We start from the raw sequence: 18,112 nt of genomic DNA, 5'->3' as shown, positions 1-18,112 counted from the left end.
TGTGTGTTTTTTAATCCGCTTTTTCTTTTTTGTCTGAAATTTCGGCTTTTTGTGTGTGTTTATTCGCCTGTTTGGCTTGTTTTTTGTTAATTTTTTGTACGGGGAGGCGACTTTTTGAAGGTTAATGATACCGGGGGCAAGCCATTAAAAGTAGGGGGCGGTTTGAAAAGTCTGGGTAATTGAACGTTATGTTAACTCTTCACATGAAGTGGCCTTAGCGTCGCACTAAGGCCTGATATTGTGTTACTAGGTAGAACCATTTACGCTGAGTTTTGTACAACATTTAAAACGTCTAGCTTGGGGTGTATTCGTTCGCCGTTCTCGTCAAACAAAAAGCATACTTCGGGATTTATTATCAATCCAACCCTTTGACCTTCTGCAACGTCGGTATTTCCTTCTAGCCTCACAACCACTTGTTGCGCGTTATTTGCTTTAACATGGATGAATGTTTCTACGCCTAAACGTTCCACTAGAATAACGTTCCATTCGTTACCCTGATGATCAATATTGACATGCTCTGGTCGAATACCTAAATTCACCAGAGTGGCATTGTGATAAGTTTGGGTTAAGGAGACATCTTGATTACACTCTCCCAAGAAGCGATTATCTTTTATTGCCCCCGGTAGCAAGTTCATCTTAGGAATGCCGATAAATTGTGCCACAAATTGATTGTCAGGCTGCTTGTACAGAGCCATAGGTTTGCCGACTTGTGCTACTTTTCCTTGATTCAACACAATGATTTTTTGTGCCATAGTCATGGCTTCTACTTGGTCATGTGTAACGTAAATCACCGTTGATCCGAATTCCCTATGTAATCGCATAAGTTCAGCGCGCATTTGAACTCTAAGCTTGGCATCTAGGTTAGATAACGGTTCATCAAACAATATGAGTTGCGGGCGTTTTACAATTGCACGGCCGATGGCAACCCTTTGTCGTTGACCACCAGAGAGTTCAGCCGGTTTGCGTTTAAGTAGCGCAGTAAGTTCTAGCATTTCTGCCGCTTCTTTCACGCGTTGTTTAATTTCCTGCTTGTCCACTTTTTGAAGACTAAGGGCAAACCCAATATTTTCTGCTACCGTCATGTGTGGGTATAGGGCATAAGATTGAAATACCATGGCGATACCGCGTTTATCAGGTGATACATGGTTAACAACCTGTCCCCCAATTTTTAATTCTCCGCTAGAGATATCTTCAAGGCCAGCAATCATCCGCAGTAGGGTAGACTTGCCACACCCGCTGGGGCCTACAATGACCGCGAATTCACCTTTCTCAATGTGAATATCCACACCTTTTACAATTTCAGTATTTTCAAATTGCTTTTTTATATTGATCAATTCAATTTGTGACATGTTGGTAACCTTTCTATCCTTTTACACCGCCAGAAAAAGTTTGTGTTAGAAACTTTCTGGCAAACGAAAATGCAATAACAGCGGGGAGTGTGTAAATAACCGCAAGGGCGGTAAGAAAGCCATAATCAATGGCATCAACCCGCAGAAAGGCTCTAAACATACCCAGTGGTAACGTTTGCAGTTCTGGAGAAGACGTAAACATTAATGGCATCAGAAAATCTCCCCATGCATTAATAAATGCAAATAAGCCAGCGGCGGCGAATCCTGGGAGTGCAAGTGGGATAAGTACATGACGTACCGTCTGAATTTGGCTGGCACCATCAAGTGCAGCGGCTTCTTCGTAATCTTTAGGGATAGCGTCAAAAAATGTTTTCATTATCCAAATAGCCAGTGGCAGCTGCATGGCTGTATGGATGAGTATCAGTCCTAGATAGCCATCAACAAAAGAAAAAATTCGACTCAATACTAACTGGTGTTCAACGTTATCGGTAATCGAGATAATAACGCTGTTTACCATGTCATTTAACGCTAGCATAACCTTGTAAACAGGAACGATGAGCGCCGGAGGTGGCACTATTCGAACGAGAATAATGGCGTATAGCAAAGGGCGTTTCCACCAGGCTTTTGTTCGAGATAACGCATAGCCACCAAAGCCGGCGAATATTAAGGTAAGTAGCGTGGCCAACCCAACAATCAGCACCGAGTTAACAATCCAACGCAGGCCACTTTCATTAGCAAACAGGTTCCAAAAATGGGCGACGGTAACGTCCTTAGGGATCGCGAGAAATTGCGTTGCATTCGGGTCGAAAGCGGCAAGTAACACCCAAAAGAAAGGAATTAAACAGAAAAACGAAATCATGATAAGTGTCATGTAGGCTTTTCGATTTGAAGCACTCTCTGGCAGGCTGTGTGTGTGAGTCATAATAGTCACTCCAGTTTTCATACTATACTTCTACCTTCAATGCGCGCACGTAGACTGCACCTAGAATCATAGATACCACCAAACTCACCACGGCTACCGCTGCGCCATAGCCTAGTTGAAAAGAAGTGAATGACTGATTGTAAATATAGATACCCAATATTTCGGTGCTATTTGCAGGTCCCCCTCGGCTGAGGGTGTAGACAAGCCCGAATATTGCAAAAGTGGTTACCGTAGAGATAAACATGTAGAGAAATATGGTCGGCATCATAAGCGGTAACGTAATACGGGTGAAAATTTGTCTGTCTGAGGCGCCATCCACTTTGGCCGCTTCGTAAATATCTTTAGGAATAGATGCCAAACCTGAGGTTAACAAGATCATCGAAAAGGCTATACCTCGCCATGTGTTCACGATAATAATTGAAAACAAAGGAAAGCTATAAAGCCACTGCTGCGGCTCAATGCCAAAAGAAGTTACGATACGGTTTAACGTGCCATATTCACCACTGGCAAACATAGATATCCATAAAAAGCCTACGACCATTTCTGGCACCGCATTAGGTAGGCATATGATGGCATTAAAAATAGATTTGTATTTTACAGGGCGCTGAAGACAGATGGCCGACGCAAAGCCCAATACAAATTGCCCAATAACCGCAGAACCTATTACAAAGATAAGTGTAACTTTGAGCGAGTTCCAAAATAGTGGGTCGCTAAATAAGCGGCTGAAATTTCGAAGCCCCACAAACGATGACTCTTTTGCTGCAAAGCCAAGAAGTGCATCATTGGTTAAGCTTAACGAAAACGCGTAAAAAGCAGGAAAAACAATAAATGCACCCATTAGGAGTAGCGCGGGAGCCATCATAATGCGATAGCCCAATTGCCTTTTTGATTCGAAACTCATTGCCATACCTAATCCTCACTTACCGCGTTGTCACCCAACACACTTGCCACGTACGCTTTCAATAATTGTTGCGCTCCTTTTGCATCTTCTCGACCAATTAAAACTGCTTCTGTTGACCTTGCTACCCCAGCCATTACTGCATTCGCTCCTACGGTGGAGCGCAAAGCGCGGGCCTCTGGTAGTTGAGCATGTGCTTCCATTAAAGCACCTAGCTGATGAAAATCTGCGTGCTCTCGTGCATCCATGCGGGCGGGAACATTACCTAAGTTTCTCGCGTAGGTGAGCGCTACATCAACCGACCCTAGCGCAAGTGCTAGCTCTGTTGCCATGTCGAGCTGGCGGCTTTTTGCATTAACGGCCCAAGCATAAACCATAGATGCCAGCACGAAAGGTGGCGAGCCATCGGCTGTGGGTATTTTCCAATTGCCTACTGCCTGTTCCACGTTCTTAATAGGATTACGACTACTGGCTCCCCAATCGAAAACCCGGCACCAAGTACCACAGGTTGTGATCATAAGCTCCCCTTTGGGAAACATTTCGTACTTGGGAATAACCCAAGGTTCTGGGTTGAGCAGCGGAGTCACGGGAAGCAGTTCTTCTTGTACCAGCGTTTGATAGAAACTAAAGGCCTCAAGGACAGCGCTGTCGTTAAGTTGGTATTGCCCCTGTTGGTTTATCAAGCGGTAATCTGAAAAGCCAGCCAACAGGTAGCGTAGCCCTTCGGTATAGGAACCCATTCCCCACGTTAAACCTGCTGGAAACAATAGAGGGAATTGACCGGTTACCTGTTTAATCGTACGCGCGCGGTGAAGTAATTCTTGCCAGCTTTTCGGTTGGGTAGTGTCTATACCGGCAGCCTCAAGTAAATCATGACGATAATAAAGTTGTTCAATCGCTACAATGGAAGGCACGGCATAGGTGCGATTGTCGAAACTCCCTTTTGCCAGCGAACTGACCAGCTTGGGTAATTGTGAATAGCCATCCCAGTTGTGCATCGCCGTCGTTAAATCGGCTAAATACCCAGCTGCGGCTAAATCGTCTAGTTGCACATCGCGGGGGATAGAAAAAATGTCTGGGGCGTTTCCTGCTCGTAGCTCAGTAACGAGTTTGGTGAAATAATCTTGTGCTGGAGCTGGATATTCTACAATTTTCAAGTTGATTTCTAGGCGCGCTTCAAGTCCCTCTTTTAACTGATAGAGCGCGTTTAGCCTGGCTGATCTATGTTCGGCAATTACGAGAGTTGGTTTGGTGGGATGACTTTTTTGTGAAGCTTGAACCATTGCGCAATCGCACATAAAACAACTAAAAACAATAATAGCGACACGATGTGCAAAACTACCTTTCATCGCGCGTAACCCCTGAACTGAGAATAAAGAGTGCTAATTTAATTACATTGTTCGTCAAAATCATAACAATATTATTTGCCTGCATTACATATAATTTACATTTTTAATATCACGAATATTGACACCGGTGTCAAGATAAAATTTAATATAACAAAGTTTGTTAAATTTAACCGAAAGCCAACACGTTAAATCCGGTAAGGTTATAACGCATTAGCCAATAACGGCTAGCTTGGTGATGAGAAATTCAAGGAGATAATAGATGGCGCTTAAGTTAGCGGTAATTGGTTGTGGTAAAAAAGCCTCTCAGTACATTGAAACGTGGATTTCACGTTCTGATGTGTCAATAGATGCAGTAATGGATCCAAACGAAGATGCCATGACGTTGGTCAAAAGTATCGCCGATCAGCAAGGCCAACCTCAGCCTGCGTGCTTCTCAAGTTGGGAGACCTTGTTACAAAGTCAGAGTGACAATCTAGATGCTGTTTATATTTGCACTCCCCATGCTAGTCATGCTGAACAAGCTGAGATGGCGCTTACACTTGGTCTGGATGTGTTATTGGAAAAACCAATGGTAACCAGCGTAGATGAAGCGAATCGACTCATCGCGGCACAAGAGTCTTCAGGTAAGGCCTTAGTGGTTGCTTATCAAGGCGGGCTTTCGCCTCTAGTACAGCAGCTAAAACAAGATATTTTGGCTAATACATATGGAGAGTTGGTGAGTATTACAGCGTCTATATGGGAAAACTGGGCCACCACATACGCTGGCCATTGGAAGCAAATTCCTGCTGTTTCAGGAGGGGGCTTTATGTTTGACACTGGCGCGCATATGATGAATACCGTCTCAATGTTAGCCAATAGCCCGCTAACCAACGTAACGGCAAGTATGCGCAATCTTGATTATCCGGTAGACATTGTTACCACGGTAAGCGGTGAACTTGAAAATGGGACTTTGTTCAATTTGCATGCCTGCGGTAACAGCATTCGTTGTACTTCACGCATTGAATGTTACTTTACCGATTACGTGGTGAGAGTTTGCGCCTGGGGACGCTGGATGGAAATAGAGGACAGTGATGGCAAAGTGGTTAGAAAGGAGCAGGAGTCTGCGAATAACCTAATGAACGTTTTCCAGCAAACCATAACGGGTGAAATTGATAACCCTTCAGATGTGCGCCAAGGTTTAGCGATGGCAAAGCTGTGGGATGCAATCAAGCTTTCTGCATCCCAGCAAGGTGCAATGGTTACTGTTGATTAACCTAATAAGGTATAAGCCAGCGTTAGCGCTGGCTATTTTTCTTTTCGGTTTTTTCGGCAATCATTAATTTACGTGGCTTCTTGAAGTAAGTTTGCTTCGGGGCTCCTGTTTCTAACGGAACTGGGCGCCCCCAATTTTGCATTGTCCAGCCACTTTCGTGGGGTTGCTGTGCCCAAGCGACCGCATTGGCTAAAATCTGAGTAATGGTTGGGTTTCGGTAAATGGGGAACGTTTCATGGCCTGGCGAGAAAAAGAATATACGCCCTCTTCCACGTTGAAATGTGCAGCCACTTCTTAGTATCTCACCCCCTTGATACCATGAGGTGAAAACCAATTCATCGGGCTCAGGAATATCAAAAGGCTCACCGTACATTTCCGATTGCGGTAGCTCCACTTGAGGTGGAATATTAAAGGCGATTGGGTGAGAGGGCTTCAAACACCAAACCCGTTCACGTTCTCCGCCATCGGCTTCTCGCCAACTCAAGTTACAACTTGTTCCCATTAAGCGTTTGAATATCTTGCTGTGGTGACCACTGTGCAAAACAATTAACCCCATTCCGGCGAGCACACGGGCTTGTAGTTTATCAATAATGGCGTCATCGAGCTCATCGTGATACCGGTGGCCCCACCAAATGGCCACGTCAGTTTTTTCGATCAGCTCATCAGGCCAACCTTGATGAGGATCATCTAACGTGGACAACGTTAAATTAAAACCAAAGGGTTTAAGCGCGTCAACGATACAGCCACCAATGGTTTCTGGGTATACTTCTTGAACGTCTTCATCTTCTTTTTCATGCCGACATTCGTTCCAAACGGTAACATTAATCATGATAGCGCTCCTAACGGTTTGATACTGTAATCTTGTACTTCCAGTAGCAGGCTTTGTAGTGCGGTTTGCACGCCATTCGCCAAAATATAACTTAACCAATACGTGACGCGCTGACTGAAAATATCGGATTGCGATAGGCTTGCTGGGAACACGCTACTGACATCAAGATATTGGCGAATTAATTCATCAATATGATCCCAATGTTGTTGGCGAATAATTAGCAGCGTGTCGGCTAAAGGATCTTGTACTTCAATGGTGTCGCCTTTTTGATCAAATGCCATGGTATAGCGCAGCCAACTTGCTATTGCAAAGCTCAAGCCTTCAATTGACTCCTGGCTTGCAATCCTATCAATAACGGTATTAAGAAGGCGTTGAGGCAGTTTTTGTGAGCCATCCATCGCGATTTGATACGTACTGTGATGTAGCACGGGGTTGCGAAATCTTTCCAATAGATCATTGATGTACTGCGTTAAATCTAAGCCGGGTGGGGCGGATAATGTAGGCATGATCTCATTGTGCATCACATGCTTTAAGTACTTTGTTAAATACTCATCAGCCATGACTTCATGCACGTACTGATAGCCGCTAAGGAAGCCAATGTATGCTAAAGCAGAATGAGCACCGTTAAGTAATCTCAACTTAGCGTTTTCAAAAGGTTCCACATCTTCAACAAGGGTAACACCAACGTCTTCCCACGCTGGTCGACCGGCCACAAAGTTATCTTCAATCACCCATTGGCTAAACCGTTCTGATTTCACTAGGCCCAAATCCTGGATACCGTCTTGCTGAAAGTCTTCAATATCCTGGGGGGTAGTAGCAGGTACAATTCTATCTACCATGCTATTTGGAAACGAAACATGAAGCTTTATCCATGCTACTAAATTGGGATTCAGTTGTTCAGCAAATTCGCAAATCAAACCTTTTAACGTTGTCCCATTTTGCGGTAAGTTATCGCAGCACAACACTGTGAGCCCTTGTCCATGAGAAGTGAATCTTTTCTGCAAGCTTGATGCAATAAAGCCTATTGCCGATTTAGGCTTATCTAGGTTTTCTAAATCATGCACAATACTTGGATTGCTGAAGTCTAGTTTATTGGTCGCGGGGTCGTGGCAATATCCTTTCTCTGTTACGGTTAACGAGACAATTTTAGTGTCAGGCTTCGTCATTAAAGTAAGTACAGCTTCAGGGTTTTCTGGGGCGACAAGTAGTTGCTTTACTGCTTGTATAAGCGTTGCAGATTTTCCGTTTTTGTCCGACTCAATAACGTGATAAAGCCCATCTTGTGGGGCAAGTTGTTCGCGGACACTGGCGCTACGCAAAGATACCCCCGCGATATACCATGGAGCGCTCTTGCTCGTTAGGTTTACATTGTCGGTATACCAGGCTTGGTGTGCGCGATGGAAGGCACCAATACCTAAATGCACAATACTAATCGGGGCATTTTTACTACGATAGTTAGCTATATCTAGCGTGGTGAGTAGTGCGTCGTTAAGTCTGTTCGTAGCCATTGTTTCCCTCACAGTTTGTATGCTTCCTTCGCTAGGTTGTAGGCTAAATCTTTGGCCAATGTCACGGCTTCTGATTCATCTAACATGTGTCGTGCAACCAATTCAGCTAAATAGGTGCAGTCCATGCGTCGCGCAACATCATGTCTTGCTGGAATAGACAAAAACGCACGGGTGTCGTCGTTAAAGCCTACCGTGTTATAAAACCCCGCCGTTTCGGTTACTGAGCGCCTAAAGCGCATCATACCTTCTGGACTATCATGGAACCACCATGCCGGGCCCAGCTTTAAACTTGGGTAGTGGCCAGCTAATGGTGCTAACTCACGGCTGTACACTGTTTCATCAAGAGTAAACAGAATGATACTCAGATCAGTGTTGTTACCGAATTTGCTAAGAAGTGGTTTTAACGCATTGACATACTCTGTGTTGGCTGGAATGTCCGCCCCTTTATCTCTCCCATAGTGTGCAAAGAGTTGCTGGTTATGATTTCGATGAGAGCCAGGATGTATCTGCATAACGAGTCCGTCATCCAATGACATCTCTGCCATTTTCACTAACATGTGGGCGCGGAAAAGCTCGGCATCGCTAGCGGTTGGGGTGTCTTGTACTTTTTGAAATAGTACGCTTGCTTGTTCATCGCTTAGATTGGCTGTTGCAGCAGTTGGGTGACCATGATCCGTTGATGTAGCGCCCATCTCCTTGAAAAATAGACGGCGTTGGCGAAGTGCATCCAAATACTGTGAATACTCTTGACAATCTAAATTAGTTAATTCGCTGAGTTGAACTAATTTGGCATTGAATTTTTCATGCTCAGGATCTACCACTGCATCGGGTCTAAAAGCGGTAATAACCTTGCCTGACCAATCACTGTTTTTTATTTTCTGGTGGTGTTTAAGGTTATCAGTCGCACATTCTGTTGTGGCAATGACTTCAATATTATAACGATCGAATAAGCTTCTTGGTTTGAAAGCTTCTGTTTGAAGGGCATCGTTAATGACCTGATAGTAGTGCGAAGCTGTGCTACTGTTTAGTTTTTCGGTAATATTGAAAGTATTCACAAATACATAGTCTAACCATATCCGTGAAGGCGTGCCTTGAAATAGGTGATAGTGATCGGCGAAAATTTGCCAAGCTTTTTCGGGGTCGGCGTTGGCATGGCTGCCATCTTTTCTAGGAATGCCCAATTGGTCTAAATCAACCCCCTGGCTATACAGCATTCTAAACACATAATGGTCGGGGTGAATGAGTAATTCTGTAGGGTTTGAAAAGTTTTTGTTCTCAGCAAACCAAGCAGGATCAGTGTGTCCATGAGGACTAACTATTGGCAATTTTTCAACGTGTTGGTATAGATTTCTTGCGATATCTCGCTCGATCTTATTCGATGAAAAGAGGCGGTCAGGGTGCATAGTTAACGTGCTGGCCATAGAGTCTCCAAAACTTTTATTTATTGGTTCATTGGCTTTCACTTTGAAAAAGTAGGAAAGTCAGTAAACAGTAAATTTAACGATATGTGTGTGTTATAAAGATATTTGACACCGGTGTCAAATATAGTGCAATAATAAAGCGGTGCCAGTAGGTTCTGCTTTGCGTCTTACAAACGCTGTGTTATTCAATATGGTGTGGCCAGTTAGATAGGTACGTAAAACACGGTTGGCGCAAGGGTAAAGTGAAACGGTCATCGGTGTTTCGTGAGGGGACAATGAAATATAGTCGAGGTGCACACTTTAGCCTTGTGTAAAATTGAAGTAAGGTAACAATGCTTATCAGCGGTACTTTCATTTTCGTTTAATCGTAAGGGTAAATAACTCTCAATCGAAACGTCATTGTCGTTAATGTTTAGGCTTTAGCGATATAGCTCGAAATTAAAATAGGAATATAACTTAAAACTTATGCGTTCGGTTACTATAAAGGATGTAGCTCTACATGCTGGAGTTTCAAAAAAAACGGTGTCTCGCGTTATTAATAAAGAAGCGAACGTTAAAGATGAAACGCGTCAAAAAGTGCAGGAGGCTATTGATCATCTCGGCTTCAAACGTAATCCATTAGGAATGGCCTTAGCTAAGAACCGTTCGTTTTTTATCGCGTTGCTAGCAGATAACCCCAGTCCTGGCTACATAATGAACTTACAGAAGGGAATTATGAAAGGCTGTAGAGAAGAGCAAATGGGGGTGTTTTTATATGACTGCAGCTATCGCTCCCCCACACTGGTTGAAGAGATAGAATCATTTATTGATAATACCTTGGCAGATGGTCTTATTCTAGCTCCTCCCTTGAGCGATAAATCTGAGTTATTGGATATGTTAGATCGCAAAAATATCAGTTACGTTCAAATAGGAGCTAAAGACAAAACGCGAGGGGATTTTGTTGATATGGACGCTGTAAAAGCGGCCTACGATATGACAAGTTACCTGTTGCACTTAAAGCATCGCGATATAGGCTTTATTTTAGGCCATCCAGACCAGTACACCAGTCAGCGTTGTGAGCAAGGCTATAGAATGGCGTTTGCAGACGCAAACTTAAAAGTGGATGAGTCACTTATTGTCCAGGGCTACTACACGTATCAGTCAGGTGTAGATGCCGCTTCCGTGTTACTCAACAGAAACACTCCACCATCGGCAATATTTGCATCGAATGACGAGATGGCCGTTGGTGTATTGTATACAGCGCAAAGTCGCGGGATTAGCGTACCTAAGCAGCTTTCAATAGCCAGTATCGATGATACGCCCATCGTAACAAAAGTATGGCCTAATATTACTACTATGCGCCACCCACTAACCAGCATTGGGTATCGCGCAGCTACGTTTTTAATTGGCCGTTTAAAGCACAAGCATGCTGGCGCTAATAGTAGTGTGAATATCAGCGAGAGCAATGAGACCTTTCATTGTGACCTTGTTATTCGAGAATCAACCACTTTGTTTACGGGTTAACAATCCAAGCGTGATCGGGATCATTGTGAAAGATCCATTCTCTTTTTGGACCCGCCATTACGTTTAAATAATACAGCTCGTATCCATGCGGAGTTCCGACTGGGTGATACCCTTTAGGAACGGTAACTACGCTGTTATGCTCTACACTAATGGTTTCATCAATGCTTCTATCGTCGGTATAAACCCGTTGAAAAGCAAAGCCTTGTTTAGGGTTAAGCTTGTGATAATACGTTTCTTCTAATGCACTCTCTTGTGGTATTGCGTCGGTGTCATGTTTATGAGGTGGATAGCTTGACCAATGACCACTGGGGGTAATGACTTCAGTGATCAGTAAACGTTCTGCATCTACATTGTCCATCATTATATTGCGAATGTGACGTAAATTAGTGCCACTTCCCCTTGTCATCGTAACACAATCTTGAGGCGTAATAAGCTTTACAGGGTAAAGGCCCTTTGCGGGGGCACGGCAAAGGGCTACCTCTAATGAGGTTAGCGCGTTTATCGTCAATTCCTGTTTTGGCGGAGCATAAACGGCGTAAGGGGCTATACCATCAAATGCTGAAGCTCTATGGCCGATATTACTAAACAATTGCTCTTGTGTCGTAACGTCTGCGACTCCAGAGATAATAACTGCACAAAGCTCAGTATTTTGGGTGTTGACCACCAGGGTATCATCAGCTTCAAGCATCACCACCTCAAAACCAACAAACTGCCAGTTCGCCGATTCAGGGGTTATATTAATAATACGTTTGTCTGCGCCTGCTTCTTTAGGGCGTATATGTAAATGAGACATGCCAATTCCTATCAGGTTTGAGATGGGTGGTGAATAAGACCAAGCATTAATGCTTGAATAATATTAAAGCTGCTATTAAGCGAACGAAATGAGTGGATCTCCGCTTCTTTAACTTTTATGCATACATCAGCAATTTCTACCATAGGGCTTAATACACTATCGGTTAAGGCAATTATTTTTACGCCTTTTGATTTGGCTTGAGTGACCGTTTCGATTGTTTCAGGGGCATAAGGTGCGAAACTAATAGCAAATAACGCGTCGTCTTTTGTCATTAATCCACATTGGGCTCTGTCCATTTGCCCCACACTGTCGAGAAGGTGTGCTCGATAACCTAAATTTCCAAGAACATAGCTGAAGTAACTCGCAATTGGGAACGCACGTCTTACCCCTTGTACATGAATAATACTTGCCTTTTGTAGTTCTACTATGGCTAAGTTTAAGGCTTCAGGGTCAATCTTATCTAACGCACTTTTTTGTGCAGCCTCGTTTGCCGCTGTAATTTTTTTAAGCCAACTCAGCCCACACTGGTCATCATGGGTTTCTGGCGCATCTAATACCGATTGCACTCGAGATTCATAGGTAGGAGTGGAAGAAATGAGCTTATGTTTGAAGACCTGCTGCATGTCGCTAAAACCTTCGAAATCGAACGCATGGGCGAATCGAACTAGCGTAGAACCATGTACCCCCGCAGCTTCTGCGATACTCGCCGCAGTCCCAAAGGCAATACTATTAGGATTATCTAAGATAAACCGAGCAACTTGCTGAAGCCGATTGCTCAACGAAGCAAATTCCTGTTCGATTCGGTGTTCTAACGTTAACTGATCTTCTGCCATTGGTTTGATGGTGTCATCATAATTTCATACTAGGTGTTCTAAATTTAGCATGTAAGGAATAAATATTCCAGTGTTGATAAATTGGAATATTTGTTCTATTTTGTTTTTAGAAAGTTAATTATCCAATCAATTGAGAGTACCTGTATCAATGCAAGATGCTAAAACATTAGATCTGATCTGCCTAGGTAGAGCGTCTGTGGATCTGTACGGACAGCAAATCGGTAACCGCCTTCAAGATATCTCTACGTTTGCAAAATCTCTGGGTGGTTCTTCGTGCAATATTTGCTTTGGTGCAGCCCGCTTAGGATTGAAATCTTCTATGCTTACCCGTGTAGGCGATGAGCAGTTTGGGCAATTCATTCGTGAAGAATTAGACCGAGTTGGCGTAGACACAAGCCACGTTGTTACCGATAAACAGCGTCTCACAGCGTTGGCCATTTTATCAATAAAAAGTAAGGAAGAATTTCCGTTACTATTTTATCGTGCTGATTGCGCCGATATGGCAGTAGATATCAGTGATTTTGATGAGCAGTATATTGCATCAGCAAAGGCTTTATTGATTACCGGAACACATTTTTCAACTCCCCATGTTGACGCTGTTGCTCGTAAAGCAATTGAATATGCACGAAAAAACAATACTAAAGTTATTTTGGATGTTGACTACCGACCGGTGCTTTGGGGGTTAACCCGCCCAGGTGAAGGCGACAATAGATTTGTCTCCAATAGCAGCGTTTCTGAGCATTTACAGTCTATTATTCCACTGTGCGATTTAATTGTTGGTACGGAAGAAGAAATACATATTGCTGGTGGTGTGACAGATACATTAGCAGCACTTCAAAACGTGAGGCAACTTACTGACGCCACCATCGTGCTAAAGCGCGGCGAGAAAGGATGTTCTATTTTCGATGACGCCATTCCCCCCCACATTGATGATGCTTTTTTTGCACCAGGGGTGAGGGTTGATGTCCTTAATGTGCTTGGTGCGGGCGACGCTTTCATGTCTGGTTTCTTGCGAGGATGGTTGCGTGAAGAAGGGTTTAAAAAAGCATGTGCCTACGGCAACGCCGCTGGTGCACTTGTGGTATCTCGCCATGGTTGTGCCCCCGCCATTCCTTCGGCTGACGAGCTTGACTATTACATTGCCAATCAACATTCCATTGAGCGCCCCGATATTCATCCAGAGCTTAACTATTTACATAGGGTTACCACGCGTCAAACTTCGCAGTGGCAAGACTTGTGTATTTTAGCATTCGACCATCGTAAACAATTTGTCGAAATGGCAAATGAAGCGGGTGCCGATTTGTCAAAAATAAGAACCCTAAAAGCGCTTATTTTACAGGCGTTAGAGCAGACTGGCGTACAAGGTAATAATCAAGTGGGGGTTTTGATAGATGATACCTTCGGTCAAGATGCATTGAACGCTGTTACCGGAAAACGCTGGTGGGTGGGGCGTCCAGTGGAAGTGCCGGGTTCCCGTCCTATCGAGCTAGAAGGCGGGCGTTCTATAGGCTCTCGCTTGGTCAGTTGGCCACAGGAGCATATCGTTAAATGTTTAGTGTTTATGCATCCAGATGACGACGCTGCCATGTGGGAAGCACAATCTAAGCAGATTGAAGAGCTTTATGCCGCGTGTTGTCAAAGTGGTCATGAACTGCTACTAGAAATAATTCCGCCTAGTGATATTCCCGCTGACGATACGTCTGTCGTAAGGGCAATGGAAATGATTTACGACCTCAATGTAAGGCCCGATTGGTGGAAGCTGCCTCCCCCTTCGCCTGCCGCATGGAAGTGCATTAGTGACCTGGTGAATAAGCGTTCGCCACATTGTAGAGGCATTATTCTTTTAGGTTTAGATGCGCCAATTGATGCACTTATAGAAGGGTTTTCTAATAGTGCTAAATATCCGCTATGTAAAGGCTTTGCAGTAGGCCGCTCTATATTTTCCGCACCCAGCAAAGACTGGTTGGCGGGAAAAATCGATGACGAGGTGCTGATGAAGGTGGTAGCTGAAAACTATCTTACTTTAGTCTCAGCATGGAACACGCGTAAGGATATTTAGATGAAGACCATTAGATACACTGCTGCGCAAGCAATGTTGGCATTTCTTACACAGCAGTACATTGTAATTGATCACGAAGAGTTCCCTATATTTGCCGGAGCCTTTGCTATTTTTGGTCATGGGAACGTGGCTGGCCTAGGTGAAGCACTACACGACAACAAAGCGACTTTTCCAACATACCGAGCGCATAACGAACAAGGCATGGCGCATGCCGCAATTGCGTATGCAAAAGCTAATAACCGTCGAAGAATGATGATGTGTACGTCATCAATTGGGCCCGGCGCAACCAATATGGTGACCGCCGCTGGGCTTGCTCACGCAAATCGCTTACCGGTGTTATTTGTGCCGGGCGACAACTTTGCGAACCGTAAACCTGATCCTGTTTTACAACAAATTGAGCACTTCAGTGACCCGAATATTTCAGTGAATGATTGTTTTAAACCGGTAAGTCGCTATTTCGATCGTATTAATCGACCCGAACAGCTTATTAATAGTTTACCGGTGGCCATGCAAACACTGCTCGACCCGGTGAATTGTGGGCCCGTTACTTTGGCATTTCCGCAAGATGTTCAGGCAGAGGCATTCGATTACCCAGTCTCATTGTTCACTAAAAGAGTGCATAGAATTCGTCAGCCTTTGGCTGAGCTTTTTGAAGTTGAACAAGCCGTGTCTGCGATAAAGAAATCGCAAAAGCCGTTAATTATTGCCGGTGGTGGAGTGCTGTATTCTGGCGCAGCAGCAGCCCTATCAGAATTTGCTGAAACTCATCAGATTCCGGTTGCAGAAACCCAAGCGGGTAAAGGCTGCCTATCTTGGCAACATCCTTGTGCATTGGGTGGGGTAGGTGTGACAGGAAGTGAAGCTGCAAATAAAATTGCCGCTGAAGCAGATTTAATTATTGCGATAGGCACTCGGCTACAAGATTTCACCACGTCATCTCGAACCCTTTGGAACCGCGACAATACAGTGTTACTTCAATTAAACATAGGGGCTTTCGATGCCAATAAACACGATGCGGTGTCTTTGGTAGGTGATGCGACGCAAACGTTAACACAGCTGCATAGCGCGCTAGCGCAATGGTCGGCGCCAACAACATGGTTGGAAAAAGCCCAAGTACTCAATATAAAGTGGCAGCAACATTATGAAGATGTGACTTCAGACACCGAAGGTTTACCATCCGATGCGCAAGTATTAGGGGCGGTAAAGCGCGGTTCAAATGCTGGCGATACGATTGTGTGTGCAGCAGGTGGATTACCCGGCGAACTTCACAAACTATGGCGAGCAGAAGGACCCGGTAGTTATCACGTAGAGTATGGTTTTTCTTGCATGGGGTATGAAATAGCGGGCGGTTTAGGCGTTAAATTAGCCAAGCCAAACAATGACGTCATAGTGGTGGTTGGTGATGGCTCATACATGATGCTTAATGCCGAATTAGCAACATCTGTGATGCTTAAGCAAAAGATTATCGTCATTTTGTTAGACAACCGAGGTTTTGGTTGTATCCACCGATTGCAGCAAGGAACGGGCAATGCACCGTTCAACAATTTATTGGACGATTGTGAAGGTGCGCCTGAGTTGATGCAAATTGATTTCGCTCAACATGCTCGTTCAATGGGCGCGAATGCCGAACATGTTCACTCATTAGGTGAATTAGAAGCAGCGTTAACCAAAGCTAAGAGTAATACCACCAGCACGTTAATCGCGATTAATACAGACCCACATATCAGCACCGTCAATGGCAGTTGGTGGGATGTCGCAATACCCCAAACGTCTAAAAGAAAAGCTGTTGCTGATGCGCATGAAAACTATACACAGCAGCAAGTTAAACAACCGTACTAATTCTTCAGGATCTAGGTTTAAAAGGTAGAGATATGCAAACGTTAGGTAATTATATAAATGGTGAGCGGGTCGACAGCACAAGTGATCGCGATAATTCAGTTTACGATCCGGCCACAGGTGAGGTAATCAGAAAAGTAAGCCTATCTACAGTTGAAGAAACCCAAGCGGCCATTACTGCCGCTAAGCAGGCGTTTGTGACATGGAGTGAAGTAACTCCGCTAAACAGAGCCCGAGTTATGTTCAAGTTTAAGGCGTTGTTAGAAACGCACAAAGATGAACTTGCTACCTTAATTACCAAAGAGCACGGCAAAGTGTTCTCTGATGCTCAAGGTGAGTTAACGCGGGGTATCGAGGTGGTGGAATTTGCCTGCGGCATTCCACATTTACTCAAAGGTGAGCAGTCGATGAATGTGGGGCGAGGCGTAGACAGTTTTAGTCTAATGCAGCCTGTAGGTGTTTGTGCCGGCATTTCCCCTTTTAATTTTCCTGCGATGGTACCACTTTGGATGTTTCCTGTAGCGATTGCCTGCGGAAATACGTTTGTCATGAAGCCGTCAGAAAAAGACCCCAGTACTATATTAAGAATTGCCGAATTACTTACCGAGGCCGGTTTACCCGATGGCGTATTCAATGTCGTCAACGGTGACAAAACATCGGTCGACGTACTAATTACAAATGAAGATGTTGATGCTATTAGCTTTGTCGGCTCAACCCCCATTGCTGAATATGTTTACAATGTGGGAAATCAGCACGGTAAGCGAGTACAAGCATTAGGTGGCGCAAAAAATCACTTGGTTGTAATGCCCGATGCCGATCTTGAGTTGGTTAGCGGTGCACTGATGGGCGCGGCGTATGGTTCAGCCGGCGAGCGCTGTATGGCAATTTCAGTTGCTGTGTGTGTGGGTGACGAAGCCGCAGATGCATTAATTGCAAAATTGCAGCAAGAAATAGCGCAAATGCGAGTAGGCCCGGGTTTAGGTGAAGGTGACGAACCTCATATGGGGCCGCTAATCAGCCGGGAACACGCCGCTAAGGTGCAAGAGTATATCTCAGATGGTGTGGAAGAAGGGGCCACACTAGTTGCTGATGGCCGAAACTATCGCGTGTCTGGATGCGAAAAAGGCTATTTTGTGGGGCCGACACTGTTTGATAACGTGACCCCTAAAATGCGTATTTATAATGAAGAAATATTTGGGCCAGTACTCAGCGTTGTTCGAGTGAGTAGTTTTGAAGAAGCGCTAGCACTGGTTAACCGTCATGAGTATGGTAATGGCACCTCTATTTTCACTGCAAATGGTGAAGCAGCCCACGCTTACTATCACAAAGTGCAGGTGGGTATGGTAGGCGTTAATGTGCCTATACCAGTGCCAATGGCGTTCCATAGCTTTGGTGGTTGGAAAAGATCTATTTTTGGCCCACTAAATATGCACGGGCCAGATGGCGTTCGTTTTTACACTAAAATGAAAACGGTGACGGCACGTTGGCCCAAAGGTCAGCAAAACATCAATCACTTTACGATGCCTACTATGAAGTAAAACCCGGGCATTTATCATCTAT

At 44.5% G+C, this 18,112-nt stretch carries 14 protein-coding genes; 5 read left to right on the top strand and 9 right to left on the bottom strand.

From position 1 onward, the window contains the following. Window positions 1-260 precede the first annotated feature (260 nt). The 4 genes from EP13_RS13930 to EP13_RS13915 are packed head-to-tail and all read right to left on the bottom strand — an operon-like array spanning window position 261 to window position 4,452. A complete protein-coding gene (locus EP13_RS13930) occupies window positions 261-1,349 on the bottom strand; it encodes an ABC transporter ATP-binding protein (RefSeq protein WP_044057810.1) in 1,089 nt (362 codons plus the stop codon). A gap of 13 nt (window positions 1,350-1,362) precedes the next feature. Beyond that, window positions 1,363-2,271 (bottom strand): carbohydrate ABC transporter permease, encoded by a 909-nt coding sequence (locus EP13_RS13925; protein WP_197035934.1) that lies wholly within the window; start codon window positions 2,269-2,271, stop codon window positions 1,363-1,365. A 22-nt stretch (window positions 2,272-2,293) separates the two neighbouring features. Further along, entirely contained in the window at window positions 2,294-3,178 is an 885-nt protein-coding gene (locus EP13_RS13920; RefSeq protein ID WP_044057809.1) for a carbohydrate ABC transporter permease, read from the bottom strand. A 2-nt stretch (window positions 3,179-3,180) separates the two neighbouring features. After that, window positions 3,181-4,452, bottom strand: coding sequence for an ABC transporter substrate-binding protein (locus tag EP13_RS13915; protein ID WP_197035933.1), 1,272 nt, complete (start codon window positions 4,450-4,452; stop codon window positions 3,181-3,183). 325 nt (window positions 4,453-4,777) lie between these two features. On the opposite strand from EP13_RS13915, the gene EP13_RS13910 reads away from it, so the two are divergent. Continuing rightward, the gene (locus EP13_RS13910) at window positions 4,778-5,770 is read left to right on the top strand and encodes a Gfo/Idh/MocA family protein (RefSeq protein WP_044057808.1); all 993 of its coding nucleotides are present in this window, start codon (window positions 4,778-4,780) and stop codon (window positions 5,768-5,770) included. 22 nt (window positions 5,771-5,792) lie between these two features. Here the strand turns inward: EP13_RS13910 and EP13_RS13905 are convergent, their stop codons facing one another. The 3 genes from EP13_RS13905 to uxaC are packed head-to-tail and all read right to left on the bottom strand — an operon-like array spanning window position 5,793 to window position 9,528. Beyond that, entirely contained in the window at window positions 5,793-6,599 is an 807-nt protein-coding gene (locus tag EP13_RS13905) for a ThuA domain-containing protein (protein ID WP_197035932.1), read from the bottom strand. After that, window positions 6,596-8,107, bottom strand: a complete 1,512-nt coding sequence (locus EP13_RS13900; RefSeq protein ID WP_052364422.1) for a mannitol dehydrogenase family protein — start codon at window positions 8,105-8,107, stop codon at window positions 6,596-6,598. Before EP13_RS13900 ends, EP13_RS13905 begins: the two co-directional genes overlap by 4 nt. An 8-nt stretch (window positions 8,108-8,115) precedes the next feature. Continuing rightward, window positions 8,116-9,528, bottom strand: coding sequence for a glucuronate isomerase (gene uxaC, locus EP13_RS13895; RefSeq protein ID WP_044057807.1), 1,413 nt, complete (start codon window positions 9,526-9,528; stop codon window positions 8,116-8,118). Window positions 9,529-9,993: 465 nt separating this feature from the next. Between uxaC and EP13_RS13890 the strand changes: the two genes are divergently transcribed. After that, the gene (locus EP13_RS13890) at window positions 9,994-11,031 is read left to right on the top strand and encodes a LacI family DNA-binding transcriptional regulator (RefSeq protein WP_044057806.1); all 1,038 of its coding nucleotides are present in this window, start codon (window positions 9,994-9,996) and stop codon (window positions 11,029-11,031) included. Here EP13_RS13890 and iolB read toward each other — a convergent pair. Continuing rightward, window positions 11,021-11,824, bottom strand: coding sequence for a 5-deoxy-glucuronate isomerase (iolB, locus tag EP13_RS13885; RefSeq protein WP_044057805.1), 804 nt, complete (start codon window positions 11,822-11,824; stop codon window positions 11,021-11,023). The genes EP13_RS13890 and iolB overlap by 11 nt on opposite strands. An 11-nt stretch (window positions 11,825-11,835) precedes the next feature. Then, window positions 11,836-12,657: a MurR/RpiR family transcriptional regulator gene (locus EP13_RS13880; protein ID WP_044057804.1), complete on the bottom strand. Its 822-nt coding sequence runs from the start codon at window positions 12,655-12,657 to the stop codon at window positions 11,836-11,838. A gap of 148 nt (window positions 12,658-12,805) precedes the next feature. On the opposite strand from EP13_RS13880, the gene EP13_RS13875 reads away from it, so the two are divergent. From EP13_RS13875 to EP13_RS13865, 3 genes are read left to right on the top strand one after another with little or no spacing between them, the layout of a single operon-like run. Then, complete coding sequence (locus EP13_RS13875) at window positions 12,806-14,716, top strand: bifunctional 5-dehydro-2-deoxygluconokinase/5-dehydro-2-deoxyphosphogluconate aldolase (RefSeq protein WP_044057803.1); 1,911 nt, start codon at window positions 12,806-12,808, stop codon at window positions 14,714-14,716. Then, window positions 14,717-16,555: a 3D-(3,5/4)-trihydroxycyclohexane-1,2-dione acylhydrolase (decyclizing) gene (gene iolD / locus EP13_RS13870; protein ID WP_044057802.1), complete on the top strand. Its 1,839-nt coding sequence runs from the start codon at window positions 14,717-14,719 to the stop codon at window positions 16,553-16,555. A 32-nt stretch (window positions 16,556-16,587) separates the two neighbouring features. Next, on the top strand, window positions 16,588-18,090 hold the full coding sequence (locus EP13_RS13865; RefSeq protein ID WP_044057801.1) for a CoA-acylating methylmalonate-semialdehyde dehydrogenase: 1,503 nt from the start codon (window positions 16,588-16,590) through the stop codon (window positions 18,088-18,090). The last annotated feature ends 22 nt before the right edge of the window (window positions 18,091-18,112 follow it).

This window comes from Alteromonas australica (assembly GCF_000730385.1).
In the GTDB taxonomy this organism is placed as follows: Bacteria; Pseudomonadota; Gammaproteobacteria; order Enterobacterales; family Alteromonadaceae; genus Alteromonas; species Alteromonas australica.
This window is presented reverse-complemented; position numbering and strand designations above follow the sequence as displayed.